At 61.3% G+C, this 13,059-nt stretch carries 10 protein-coding genes; all 10 read left to right on the forward strand.

Annotation, left to right across the window (positions count from 1 at the left end):
- Window position 1: 1 nt before the first annotated feature.
- The 10 genes from RIN56_00975 (at window position 2) to RIN56_01020 (ending at window position 12,983) form a co-directional block, all read left to right on the forward strand.
- Window positions 2-1,699 carry a sensor histidine kinase gene (locus RIN56_00975; protein ID MDR7865354.1) on the forward strand — a complete coding sequence of 566 codons (1,698 nt, stop codon included), beginning with the start codon at window positions 2-4 and terminating at the stop codon, window positions 1,697-1,699.
- Window positions 1,696-2,460 carry a LytTR family DNA-binding domain-containing protein gene (locus tag RIN56_00980; protein ID MDR7865355.1) on the forward strand — a complete coding sequence of 255 codons (765 nt, stop codon included), beginning with the start codon at window positions 1,696-1,698 and terminating at the stop codon, window positions 2,458-2,460. Before RIN56_00975 ends, RIN56_00980 begins: the two co-directional genes overlap by 4 nt.
- Window positions 2,461-2,883: 423 nt before the next feature.
- A complete protein-coding gene (locus tag RIN56_00985) occupies window positions 2,884-4,752 on the forward strand; it encodes a carbon starvation protein A (GenBank protein ID MDR7865356.1) in 1,869 nt (622 codons plus the stop codon).
- Between the two features lie 281 nt (window positions 4,753-5,033).
- Entirely contained in the window at window positions 5,034-6,893 is a 1,860-nt protein-coding gene (locus tag RIN56_00990; protein ID MDR7865357.1) for a carbon starvation protein A, read from the forward strand.
- Between the two features lie 132 nt (window positions 6,894-7,025).
- Window positions 7,026-8,996 (forward strand): bifunctional 4-hydroxy-3-methylbut-2-enyl diphosphate reductase/30S ribosomal protein S1, encoded by a 1,971-nt coding sequence (locus tag RIN56_00995; GenBank protein ID MDR7865358.1) that lies wholly within the window; start codon window positions 7,026-7,028, stop codon window positions 8,994-8,996.
- A gap of 14 nt (window positions 8,997-9,010) precedes the next feature.
- Window positions 9,011-10,072, forward strand: coding sequence for a type 2 isopentenyl-diphosphate Delta-isomerase (gene fni / locus RIN56_01000; GenBank protein ID MDR7865359.1), 1,062 nt, complete (start codon window positions 9,011-9,013; stop codon window positions 10,070-10,072).
- Between the two features lie 149 nt (window positions 10,073-10,221).
- Window positions 10,222-10,959: a DUF1614 domain-containing protein gene (locus tag RIN56_01005; GenBank protein ID MDR7865360.1), complete on the forward strand. Its 738-nt coding sequence runs from the start codon at window positions 10,222-10,224 to the stop codon at window positions 10,957-10,959.
- Window positions 10,952-12,118: a stage II sporulation protein P gene (gene spoIIP, locus RIN56_01010; protein MDR7865361.1), complete on the forward strand. Its 1,167-nt coding sequence runs from the start codon at window positions 10,952-10,954 to the stop codon at window positions 12,116-12,118. The genes RIN56_01005 and spoIIP overlap by 8 nt, the downstream gene beginning before the upstream one ends.
- Entirely contained in the window at window positions 12,115-12,528 is a 414-nt protein-coding gene (locus RIN56_01015; protein MDR7865362.1) for a hypothetical protein, read from the forward strand. The genes spoIIP and RIN56_01015 overlap by 4 nt, the downstream gene beginning before the upstream one ends.
- On the forward strand, window positions 12,525-12,983 hold the full coding sequence (locus tag RIN56_01020; GenBank protein ID MDR7865363.1) for a DUF3189 family protein: 459 nt from the start codon (window positions 12,525-12,527) through the stop codon (window positions 12,981-12,983). Before RIN56_01015 ends, RIN56_01020 begins: the two co-directional genes overlap by 4 nt.
- The last annotated feature ends 76 nt before the right edge of the window (window positions 12,984-13,059 follow it).

Below are 13,059 nucleotides of genomic sequence, written 5' to 3' on the forward strand. Positions count from 1 at the left end.
CATGCAAGACAACCTCTCACTCGTGCTTGTGCAGCGCATCGCCATCATCGCTGTCGTCGCCTACGTCTTCTCCCACACCAAAGCCTTCCGGCTCATGTTCAAAGAACAGAGCTCATACCGGGAGAAAGCCGTCCTCATACTTTTCTTCTCCTCGATATCCATCGCCGGTACCTATCTCGGCATACCGATAGAGGACGCCATCGCCAACGTCCGCGATACCGGCACCATCGTCGCCGGCCTGCTCGGCGGCCCCGTCGTCGGCACCGTCACCGGGCTCATTGCCGGCATTCACCGCATATCCCTCGGCGGCTTCTCCGCCGAAGCCTGCGGCGTCGCCACCATCGTCGGCGGCGTCCTTGCCGGCTACATCCACACCCGCATGCAGCCCAAGAGTCCCGACTGGATCGTCGGCGTCATCACCGGGGTCGCCGTCATCCTCTTCAGCATGGGCCTCATCCTGCTCATCAGCAAACCGTACAGCGCCGCTCGCGTCCTCGTAGCCAACGTCATTCTGCCCATGTCGCTCGCCAATGCTGTCGGCATCTCGGTATTCATGATCATCATCCACAACGCCCGCGAACACCAGACCCGCATCGGCGCCCTCCAAACCCACAAAGCCCTGCGGATCGCCAACGCCGCCCTGCCATACTTCCGCCAGGGACTCAACCAGGTATCGGCGGAAAAAGTCGCCGCAACCATCCGCAGCATGACCTCGGCGGCCGCCGTAGCCATCACCAACCGCGAGCGCGTCCTCGCTCACGTCGGCCTTGGCGAAGAACACCACCGCCCGGCAAACCTCCTCATGACCAACGCCACAAAATCCTGCCTCGAAACCGGCCAGGTCACCGTTGCCCAGCGCGCCAGCGAGATCGGCTGCTGCGTAGAGGGCTGCCCCCTGAAATCGGCTGTCGTCGTCCCGCTCCACTGCCGCGACGAGATCGTCGGCACCCTCAAACTTTACTACGCCCGCGAAGAAGCCATGACAGCCCTCGACATCGAATTCGCCCAGGGACTGGGACAAATCTTCTGCACCCAGCTGGAACTAGCCAACCTCGAGCAGATGGCCGAGCTGGCCGCCAAAGCCGAGCTCAAAGCCCTGCGCGCCCAGATAAACCCCCATTTCCTCTTCAACGCCCTCAACACCATCGTATCCCTCTGCCGCACCAACCCCGAAGAAGCCCGCAGCCTCATCATCGAACTCAGCGACTTCTTCCGCCGCAGCCTCAAAACATCGCGCGACTTTGTCACCCTCAAAGAAGAACTCGAACACGTCGAATCCTACCTGACCCTCGAAAAAGCCCGTTTCGGGCCGCGGCTCACCATCGTCAGGATCATCGACGACGAGGCCCTTAACGTCCTCATCCCCACCTTCACCATCCAGCCGCTGGTCGAAAACGCCGTCAAACACGGCCTGCTCGCCCAGGAAACGGGGGGGACGGTCAGCATAACCGCCTGCCGCAACGGCAACTCCGTCGACATCGTCATCGCCGACGACGGGGCCGGCATCTCCAGCGCCACCCTCGCCCAGGTGCTTGTCACCGGCTTCGGCAAAGGCGCCGGCGTCGGCCTGTCCAACGTCAACGAGCGGCTGAAAAACATCTACGGGCCGAAGCATGCCCTGGCGATCGACAGCGTGGAAGGGCAGGGGACCAGAGTCAGCCTCACAATCCCCGCCACCGCGAGGGGGGTTGTTGCGTGACCGCTCCCATCATCCGCGCCATGGTCATCGACGACGAAGAACCCGCCCGCAGCGAAATACGCTATCTTCTCGAACAACACGACGACGTGTGCATCGTATACGAAACCGGCCACTTCCAGGACGCCCTCGCCGCCCTGCGCCAGACAAGACCCCACCTCGTTTTCCTCGACATCGAAATGCCGGGCATGAACGGCATTATCCTCGCCGAAAAAATCCAGGAAATCCTTCAGCCCCTCATCGTCTTCGCCACCGCCCACGAGGAATTCGCCCACAAAGCCTTCGAACTCAACGCCGCCGATTACCTGCTCAAGCCCTTCGCACCCAAGCGAGTCGCCCAGTGCATCGACAAAGTGCGCGCCCTCTTGAGCGCCAGGGCGCCCGTCCCGGTCAGCGGCAAAGCCGGCGAGAGCGAAGCGCCAGCCGCCTGCCGGCAGAAACTCGCTGTCGAACAGAACGGCAAGGCCCAAATCATCAACACCGCCGACATCATCGCCGCCAGCAGCTCGGAAGGCCAGGTCACCATCTATTCCGTACCGAAAACCTTCCAGGTCAATATCACCCTCCAGGACCTCCAGGCCAAGCTGGACGAAAACCAGTTCTTCCGCAGCCACCGCGGCTACCTCGTAAATATCGAGAAAATCCGCGAAGTCATTCCCTGGTTCAACGGCACCTACAATCTGGTGATGGACGGCCTGACCGGCATCGAAATTCCCGTCAGCCGCCAGCAGGCGCCCAAACTGAAGAAAATATTCGGCTTGTGACTGAGTCCGGCAGCTTGCTGCCGGCTGTTTTTCCTTTCCGGGCAGCGGGGGGGAGTATGGCATATTAAAACAGTAAAATATTTATGAAAACTTTACAGAAAATTATAATTATTGCTAAAATTGACACTCTTCAGATTTAAATCTCTGTTTCAGCAATTTATTCAATATTTTGTAATGCCGCGGTTCTGACCGCGGCATTACACTTTGCATGTGAAAAAAACAACAGCACCGTTCACAGCCACAACCAAGCCGTTCACCTGGTAAATAGTGCAATTGAACATAAATATATTGTCGTTTGACATAATGTGCGACTATACTTAAGTATGGCGCGAACTAGATTTTCGCAATATTAAGGCGAAAAGGAGGGAAGAAGAGCAACTAATCCGCAAATCCCAACGGACATACCAAAGGAGGTAATTCTGCGTGGAAAAGATCAACTCCATCTGGCTGCTCATCGTAGCCGCGTGCGCATTCATCCTCGCGTACCGCTACTACGGTGCATTCATCGCCGCCAAAGTCCTCATGCTCAACGACGCCAACGTCACGCCGGCTCACCGCTGCAACGACGGTCGCGAGTATGTACCGACCAATAAATGGGTATTATTCGGCCATCATTTTGCCGCTATCGCCGGCGCAGGTCCGCTCGTCGGCCCCGTCCTCGCCTCCCAGTACGGCTGGGGCCCCGGCTTCGCCTGGATACTGCTCGGTTCGATCTTCGCCGGCGCCGTCCACGACTTCATCATCCTCTTCGCGTCGGTACGCCACAACGGCCAGTCGCTGGCCACCATCGCCCGTAAAGAAGTCGGCCCCATTACCGGCTTTACCACCTCGATCGCCATCCTTTTCATCATCATTCTCGCCATGGCGGGCCTCGGCATCGTCGTCGTCTTCGCGATGATGAAAAACCCCTGGGGCGCCTTCACCCTATTCATGACCATCCCCATCGCCATCGTCATCGGTCTCTATATGTTCAAGATCTCCCCAGGGGCGATCCGCTCCGGTTCGATCGTCGGTTTCCTCCTCGTCCTCTTCGCCGTTTTCGCCGGCCACTGGGTAATGCCCGGCCAGGCGTGGGGCGGTCTTGCCCCCTACTTTAACCTCACCCGCGAGCAGGTCTCCGTCGCCCTGCCGATCTACGGCTTCATCGCCGCCGTCCTGCCGGTCTGGTTGCTCCTCGCCCCGCGCGACTACCTCAGCTCCTACATGAAGATCGGCACCGTGCTCGCGCTGGCCCTCGGTATCCTCATCGTTCAGCCGACCGTCAACATGCCGATGACCACCCCGTTCATCGCCGGCGGCGGCCCCATCATCCCCGGTCCCGTCTGGCCGTTCGTGTTCATCACCATCGCCTGCGGCGCCATCTCCGGCTTCCACGCCCTCATCAGCTCGGGCACCACGCCCAAGATGATTGAGATGGAAAGCCAGGCCCTGTTCATCGGCTACGGCAGCATGCTCGTCGAAGGCTTCGTAGCGATGATGGCCCTCATCTCCGCCGTTGTCATGTACCCCGGCGACTTCTTCGCCATCAACACCCTGGCGCCCGCTTACGCCAAAATTCAGGCCATGTTCCCCACCGTCGAGATCAAGCAGCTCGAGCAAATGGTCGGCATCCAGGTCATGCACCGCCCGGGCGGCGCCGTATCCCTGGCCGTCGGCATGGCCCACATCTTCTCCAGCATCGGCGGCATGAAGAGCCTCATGAGCTACTGGTATCAGTTCGCCCTCATGTTCGAGGCCCTCTTCATCCTCACCACCATCGACGCCGGCACCCGCGTAGGCCGTTACATCCTCCAGGACGTTCTCGGCACCTACGTCTACCCGCCCCTCAAGGAAACCGGCTGGTGGCCCGGCATCTTCTTCACCGGCGCCATCGTAAGCTTCAGCTGGGGCTATCTCCTTTACACCGGCAACGTTGGCACCATCTGGCCGATGTTCGGCGTCGCCAACCAACTGCTGGCCGTTATCGCCCTAGCAATCGGCACCACTGTCATCCTCAAGTTGGCCAAAAACAAATCTTACACCCTCGTAACCCTCGTGCCGCTGGTCTTCCTCGCAGCGACCACCATTACCGCCGGCTACCTCAACATCGGCAACTACCTCAAGCTCAACACCTTCAACGGCAACCTCATGGCCGCCCTCAGCATTATCCTCATTGTCATGGTTGTCGTTATCATCCTAGACTCCGTCCGCCTGTGGACACGCCTCTTCGGCACAGCTAAACCCGAAGGCATGAACACCGAAGTACCGGCTGTATGTCAGTTCGGCGAAACAAAACCCAACATTCCGAGCTAAGAGCCGCTGTAACTCCAAAAGGACCGCGCCATATAGCGCGGTCCTTTTTATATGCAGTTCACCGGCGAATTCGCCCCGTTTAACCGGCAAAATCGGCATTTGGCGCCGAAAGACTTGCCGTTTGACAAATTGGCAGGCTATACTAATAGATGGAGCATAATACACAGATTGAATTGAGTGAATTGTCGTTCTACTTAAAACCCCCTATCTTTAGTGATGAGGAGGTGAGGGACGCAGTCTTATTCCCCCGGTAATTTCACTATTACAAAGGAGGAAAAAGCATGAATTCAGTCTGGTTGCTGGTCATTGCCGCCTGCGCCTTCGTACTGGCGTACCGCTTCTATGGCGCGTTTATCGCCGCCAAGATCCTCATGCTCAACGACGCCAACGTCACGCCGGCGCACCGCTGCAACGACGGGCGCGAGTATGTGCCGACCAACAAATGGGTCTTATTCGGTCATCATTTTGCCGCTATCGCCGGCGCCGGTCCGCTCGTCGGCCCCGTCCTCGGCGCCCAGTACGGCTGGGGCCCCGGCTTCGCCTGGATCGTCCTCGGCTCCATCTTCGCCGGCGCCGTCCACGACTTCATCATCCTCTTCGCGTCGGTGCGCCACAACGGCCAGTCGCTGGCCACCATCGCCCGTAAAGAAGTCGGCCCCGTTACCGGCTTCACCACCTCGATCGCCATCCTTTTCATCATCATTCTCGCCATGGCCGGTCTGGGCATCGTCATCGTCTTCGCGATGATGAAAAACCCCTGGGGTGCCTTCACCCTCTTCATGACCATCCCCATCGCTATCGTCATCGGTCTCTATATGTTCAAGATATCCCCAGGGGCGATCCGCTCCGGTTCGATCGTCGGTTTCCTCCTCGTCCTCTTCGCCGTCTTTGCCGGCCACTGGGTAATGCCCGGCCAGGCGTGGGGCGGGCTGGCCCCGTATTTCACCCTCTCCCGCGAGCAGGTCGCCATCGCCCTGCCGGTCTATGGCTTCATCGCCGCCGTCCTGCCGGTCTGGCTGCTCCTCGCCCCGCGCGACTACCTCAGCTCCTATATGAAAATCGGCACCGTGCTCGCGCTGGCCCTCGGCATCCTCATCGTCCGGCCGGACGTCAACATGCCGATGACCACCCCGTTCATCGCCGGCGGCGGCCCCATCATCCCCGGCCCCGTCTGGCCGTTCGTGTTTATCACCATCGCCTGCGGCGCTATCTCCGGCTTCCACGCCCTCATCAGCTCGGGCACCACGCCAAAAATGCTTGAGATGGAAAGCCAGGCCATGTTCATCGGCTACGGCAGCATGCTCGTCGAAGGCTTCGTCGCCACCATGGCCCTCATCTCGGCCGTCGTCATGTTCCCCGGCGACTACTTCGCCATCAACACCCTCGCGCCTGTATACGCCAAGATTCAGGGCGCTTTCCCGACCGTCGAGCTCAAACAGCTCGAACAACTCGTCGGCATCCAGGTCATGCACCGCCCGGGCGGCGCCGTCTCCCTGGCTGTCGGCATGGCCCACATCTTCGCCAGCATCGGCGGCATGAAGAGCCTCATGAGCTACTGGTATCAGTTCGCCCTCATGTTCGAGGCCCTCTTCATCCTCACCACCATCGACGCCGGCACCCGCGTAGGCCGTTACATCCTCCAGGACGTTCTCGGCACCTACGTCTACCCGCCCCTCAAGGAAACCGGCTGGTGGCCCGGCATCTTCTTCACCGGCGCCGTCGTAAGCTTCAGCTGGGGCTACCTCCTCTACAGCGGCGAAGTCAGCACCATCTGGCCGATGTTCGGCGTCACCAACCAACTGCTGGCTGTTATCGCCCTGGCCATCGGCACCACAATCATTCTCAAGGTTTCGGCCAAAAAGGCCCACACTCTCGTCACCCTCGTGCCGCTGACCTTCCTCGCTGCGACCACTATCACCGCCGGCTATAAGAACATCGCCGTCTATCTCAAACTCAACACCTTCAACGGCAATCTCATGGCCGCGCTCAGCATCGTCATCCTCATCATGGTGGTTATCATTCTCATCGACTCCATCCGGGTATGGTCGCGCCTCTTCGGCACCGCCAAGCCCGAAGGCATGAACACCGACGTTCCGGTGGCCTGTCAGTTCGGCGAAACAAAACCCAACATTCCGAGTTAAGCTAGTTCATTAAGAAGGTCCGCGCCGTCGGCGCGGACCTTCTTCTTTGATAATTAAAATTTGCCGGGAAAAGGAATTATATTAAAAGTGGACGAATACCAATAAAAAACCTTTCCACCAGGGAGGCCAACAGTGAAGATCCTGCTTGCCGAACACCGCGGCTTCTGCTACGGCGTCGAACGGGCCGTCGCCATGGCCCGCGGCTGCGCGGAGCGACCAGGCAAAGCCGCCACCCTCGGCCCCATCATCCATAATCCCCAGCTTGTCGCCCGGCTAGCCGCCGAAGGCGTCGGCACCGTCGACAACCTTGATGCCATCGAAGGCGACACCGTCATCATCCGCTCCCACGGCGCCCCGCCGGAAACATACAGCCAGGCGGCCGCCAAAAACCTCACCGTCGTCGACGCCACCTGTCCCCATGTCAAAAAAGCTCAGACAGCCGCCCGCGAGCTGAGCGAAAAAGGCTACACGATCGTCGTGGTGGGGGAGAGGGGCCATCCCGAAGTAAACAGCATCGTCGCCTGGGCCGGCGACGGCGCCGCCGTCGTCGAAACCGCCGCAGAGGCGGCAGCCTTGCCTTCGATTCCGCGCCTGGGGGTCGTCTCCCAGACCACCTTTCCGCCGGCAAAGTTCGCCGACATCGTCGCCATCCTGAACACTAAATCCACCGACATCCAAGTCAACAGAACAATCTGCACCGCCACCGAACTGCGCCAGCAGGCGGCCGTCGACCTGGCGGCGCGCGTCGGCGTCATGATCGTCGTCGGCGGGCGCGGCAGCGCCAACACCACCCGCCTGGCCGAGCTATGCCGCGAGGCAGGCAGCAGGGTGTATCACATAGAAACAGCGGCTGAACTGGACCCCGCGTGGTTCAGGGGAGCGGAGGCGGCTGGCATAACCGCCGGCGCATCCACCCCCGAATGGGTTATTGAGGAGGTATATCGGAAAATGCAGGAATTCGATCAGGCAATGGAGCAAGAAATCAACCAGGTGGAGAAAGGCAGCATCGTCAAAGGCAAAGTCGTACGGGTGCGCGACGACGAAGTGTTCGTCGACATCGGCTACAAGGCCGAGGGCGTCATCCCGCTCGCCGAACTAGCCTACCCGCAGCCCGCCAAGGCCGATGAAGCCGTCAAGGAAGGCGACGACATCGACGTCTACGTCATTGACGCCGACAGCAGCGAAGGAGCCATCAAGCTATCCAAAGTCCGCGCCGACAACGTCATCGCCTGGGACAAACTCGAAAATGCCCAAAACGCCCGTCAATCGGTCGAAGGCAAAGTCATTGAAGCGGTAAAAGGCGGTCTCTCGGTGGCCGTATTCGGCGTACGGGGCTTCATACCAGCCTCTCAGGCCGACGTAAGGTTCGTCGAGGACCTTGGCATATTCTCCGGTCAGACCCTTACCGTCCTGCCCATCGAAGTGGACAGGGACAAAAAGCGGGTCGTCCTCTCCCGGCGCGCCGTTCTTGAAGAAGAACGCCGCCGCCGCGAGGAAGAAATCTTTGCCCGCTTCCAGCCCGGCCAGACCGTTCACGGCACTGTGCGCCGCCTCGCCGACTTCGGCGCCTTCGTCGACATCGGCGGCGTCGACGGGCTCGTCCACATCTCCGATCTTTCCTGGCACCGGGTCAAAACAGCCTCCGAAGTCGTCAATGTCGGCGACGAAGTTGACGTCGTCATCCTCAAACTCGACCCGCAGACCAGGAAAATATCCCTCAGCTTAAAAGCCGTGCAGCGCGATCCCTGGTTCGACATCGCGGGAACGCTCGCCGTCGGCTCCGTCGTACCCGGCAAGGTAACCAAAACCTCCAAATTCGGCGCTTTCGTCGAAGTTGCCCCTGGCGTCGAAGGACTTGTCCATATTTCCGAACTCGACGACCGCCGGGTTGAAAAAGCCGAAGAAGTCGTCACCGCCGGCCAGGAAGTCAACGTCAAAATCCTCGGCGTCGACCAAAAAACCAAACGCATCTCCCTCAGTATCGCCCAGGCCAAGCAGGACCGCGACCGCGCCGAATACAGCAACTACCTCCAGGAAAGCGGCAAAGGGCTGGGCTTCACCATCGGCGACAAACTCGGCCATCTCTTCAAACGCGAAGACTGAAGGGTTGTGGACCTGTGCGCCAATCGCGCAAACTCGACCATCTCAAATATTCCCTTGCCCTTGCTGACGGGCCGGCCGCCAACGGGTTCGCCGACTTCTCCCTCGTCCACAATTGCCTGCCGGGGTTAGCGTTCTCAGCCGTCGAACTGACCACAGCCGTCGCCGGCATACCCCTGCGCCACCCGGTCATCATCAACGCCATCACCGGTGGCGCGGCCGACGTCACCGCCGTCAACGCCCAATTGGCCGAACTCGCCAGGCGAACCGGCGCAGCCATGGCCGTGGGCTCGCAGTACGCCGCCCTTGAAAACCCGGCGGTAAACGAATCATATCAGGTCGTCCGTTCCGTCAACCCTAACGGCGTTCTGTTCGCCAATCTCGGCGCCCACGCCACCCCGGACCAGGCCGTCCGGGCGGTGGCAATGATCGGCGCCGACGCCATCCAGATCCACCTCAACACCGCCCAGGAACTTGCCATGCCCGAAGGCGACCGCGACTTCAGCGGCTACCTGGAAAACATCGCCGCCATCGTCGCCGCCAGCCCCGTGCCCGTCATCGTCAAAGAAGTGGGCTCCGGCGTCGCCCGCGAGCAGGCCGAGGCCCTGGCGGCGGCCGGCGTCAGAGCCATCGACACCGGCGGCGCGGGTGGCACAAACTTCGTCGCCATCGAGGCGGCCCGCGGCGCAGCCGAACTGCCTGCCGATACTTTGGCGTGGGGGATACCCACCGCCGTCAGCGCCGTCGAAGTAGTCTCCGTACTGCCCGCCACCGTCGACCTCGTCGTTTCCGGCGGCATCCGCAGCCCCCTCGACGCCGTCAAAGCCCTGGCCGTTGGCGGTCGCGCCGTCGCCATCGCCACCCCGGCTATCCGACTGCTGCAAGAAAAAAGCCTTGCTGACGCCGTCGCCTGGTTCGAAGCCTTCCTCCTCGAAATGCGCCGTTACATGCTCCTTGTCGGTGCGCGCAATATCCCCGCTCTGGCGAAAGTTCCGGTGGTCATCACCGGGAAGAGCAGGGAATGGCTCGACGTCCGCGGCATAGACACAGCCGGCTTTGCAAAGTACGGTCGCCGATAACCTCCATACGCTCGCATAATGTGTTAAGTTAAAGCATGGCCGCAAGGCCATGCTTTTGCATGTTTTCCCTCTGCCCAGGGCAAGCTAAATCCGTGCAAGCCATCATACTGGATGTGAGGTGAAAAACCACAATGAGTTTGCCGGTAGGAATGATCCTGCTCCTGGTGGTCGGCGTCCTGGTATATTTCGGGCTCGCCCAGCGCCTGCTCGACCGCATGCGGCTAACCGACAAGCAAGCGCTCTTCTTCATCGCCGCCATCGTCGTCGGCAGCTTCGTAGACATACCGCTGATGCGCTCGCCCGTCGAGCTGAGCGTCAACGTCGGCGGCGCCCTTCTGCCGGCCGCCCTGGCCATATGGCTGCTCGCCACCGCTGACGAGGCTGCGGAGCGGGTGCGGGCGGTCGTCGCCAGCGTCCTCGTCGCCGGGGCGGTGATGCTCGGCTCCCTATACCTGCCCTATGAACCGGAAAACATGTTCCTTGACCCCAAGCTGATCTACGGCATCGCCGCCGGCCTGATCGCCTACATCGCCGGCCGCTCCCGCCGCGCCGCTTTCATCGGCGGCACCCTCGGCATAATCATCAGCGACGTCTACCACTTCGCCACCATAGCGCGCGCCGGCATCCCCGGCACCACCGACATCGGCGGGGCTGGGGCGTTCGACGTCGTCATCATCGCCGGCCTCGTCGGCGTAATGGTAGCCGAACTTGTCGGCGAAACGAGGGAAAAGCTCCAGGGCGGTCCCGTACTCGGGCCCAACCGCCCCGAAGGCCTGTACGAATTCAGCAAAGAACTCGGCCATCACGGCACCAAACACAACAAAGACAAATCGCTCACAGCCGCCCAAAAAACCGAACAGCAGGACAGGGGGGAAGACAGTGAATAGGCTAGTCATCGCCGCGGCCCTCCTCATCGCCTGTCTCATCGTCGCGCCCGTCCAGGCGCACGAGCGCAACGACGGCGGTTACTACACCATCGTCGACGAACTGGGCCGCCCCGTCTTCATGACCGGCTGGAAAGTCAGTATCGGCGACCAGTGCCTCACCGCCGACAACAAGCGCTACGAAGTCACCGGCATCAGCGGCGACACCGCCCAGGCCAAATTCGTCGGCGAAGTCAACCTCGGCGCCTACACGCCTGCGAACGCCGTCCGCTACCACGCCTTCGCCGTCCACCTCGCCCCGCGGGTAGCGAGCGCCCAGGGCAACAAAGTCGCCATCTACCACACCCACTCCGACGAATCCTATATCGAAGGCGACGGCAGCGAAAGCATCCTCGGCAACGGCGGCATATACAAAGTAGGCAAATCCTTCGGCGACGCCCTCCAGGCCCAGGGTCTGCAGCCCGTTATCTCCAACGCCAAGCACGACCCGCACGACAACATGGCCTACGAACGTTCCCGCCGCACCGCTGCCGACCTCATCAAGCAGCAGCCGGCGGCCGTCTTCGACATCCATCGCGACGCCCTGCCGCCCGAAGGTTACGCCACCAAACTCAACGGCCAGGAGATGACCAAAGTCCAACTGGTTGTCGGCAAATACGGGCCGACCGGCAAACAAATCGAAGACTACGCCCTCAAGATCAAGGCCGCGGCCGACCAGAAGCACCCCGGGCTCATCAAAGGCATCTTCTTCGCCAAGGGTGGCGACTACAACCAGGATCTCCACCCGCGCTCCATGCTGCTCGAAGTCGGTTCCCACACCAACAGCCGTGAAGAAGCCCAGCGCGGCGCCGCCCTGTTCGCCGACGTCATCCCGTCCGTCCTCGGCCAGACCTCCGGCCAACAAGGCACTCCCGCCGGAGCCACCGGCCTCGGCACCCAGCAAGCCGGCCCCTCCGGCGCCAGCAAATCGATCGGCTGGATCGTCGCCCTGCTCGTCGTCGGCGTCATCGCCTTCCTGTTCATCAGCACCGGCAGCGTCAAAGAAGCCGGGGCGAAGCTAAAACGCTTCACATCCACCGAATTTGCCAACTTCCTCGGCCCCAAAGTCAGGCGCAAACGCCGGCAAGACGAACCTGACGACAAAGGCGACGCCCCGAAATGAACATCATCTACCACGCGAAGCGGCCCTACCTGCCGCTGCTGGCCTGTGCCCTTCACCTCGGCCTTGATAATGAGGCCGAGCCTTTTTTGCCTGCAAACCTACAGCGCGACTGGCGGACTGAGCCCCTCCTCGTCGCCGGCCGCGATGGCGCCGGAGCCTGCATATGTTGCCTCGCGCACGGGCGGCACAGCGGTCTATACCGGCGGACGCTGGCCGGCATGGCCGGCATATTTTCCTTCTCCCTCGCCTGGGTCGACCTCGACCGGGAGATTGCCGCCCGCGGCCTGCCCGCGCAGCTATGCGTCCTTCTGGCCGACCGCTGGCCGGCCGCCTTCGGTCGACGGTTCCGGCCGCGCATCCTCGCCGCCCTGCGCTCCAGTCTGCTCACCAGCCGGGAGGGCTGCCGTTGAACATCATCTACTACTGCTTCGCCGGCGCCCACGCCTCAGTCGTCGCCAGCGCCATCCACTGCGGCCTCCTGCCCGCCGACCGCGTCCCCGCCTACGGCGAATTCGTCGCCCTGCCGTACTACGACCGGACCGCTCCCCGGCTCATCGGCAGCCCCTACCTCATGGGGCAGGACGAATACGGTCACAGCGTCTACTTCCTGGGCCTGTGGGACCAGCGCCAGCCCCTCATGGCCGCGGCCCAAGCGCTGCTCGCCACCGCCGGCGTCGACGAACAGGACCGCCTCTTCCAGGACGCCTTCCCGCTCATCAACTTTTCCACCAAACTCGGCGGCCTGCTCTCCAAACGCTACCGTCTCACCAACATCGGCAGGCGGATGACCGTCTGGGGCATGCAGCGGCAGTACCCGGCCTTCGTAGCCATGGTCGCGGACGTCAAAAATAGATTACGCCAGTGAGGGCAGATTGGCCGTTTTTTTCCGTCCGGCAGGAAAAGCCTGCAAAAGACGGAATACATAGTAAAGGCCGAATCAA

It is taken from the genome of Sporomusaceae bacterium, from assembly GCA_031460455.1.
GTDB lineage: Bacteria > Bacillota > Negativicutes > Sporomusales > UBA7701 > Anaeroselena.

What these genes read in the sequence shown, in the direction of transcription:
- RIN56_01015 (MDR7865362.1), top strand. Translation starts at nt 12,115, where the DNA reads ATGAACATCATCTACCACGCGAAGCGGCCCTACCTGCCGCTGCTGGCC.
- RIN56_01005 (MDR7865360.1), top strand. Translation starts at nt 10,222, where the DNA reads ATGATCCTGCTCCTGGTGGTCGGCGTCCTGGTATATTTCGGGCTCGCC.
- RIN56_00975 (MDR7865354.1), top strand. Translation starts at nt 2, where the DNA reads ATGCAAGACAACCTCTCACTCGTGCTTGTGCAGCGCATCGCCATCATC.
- RIN56_00990 (MDR7865357.1), top strand. Translation starts at nt 5,034, where the DNA reads ATGAATTCAGTCTGGTTGCTGGTCATTGCCGCCTGCGCCTTCGTACTG.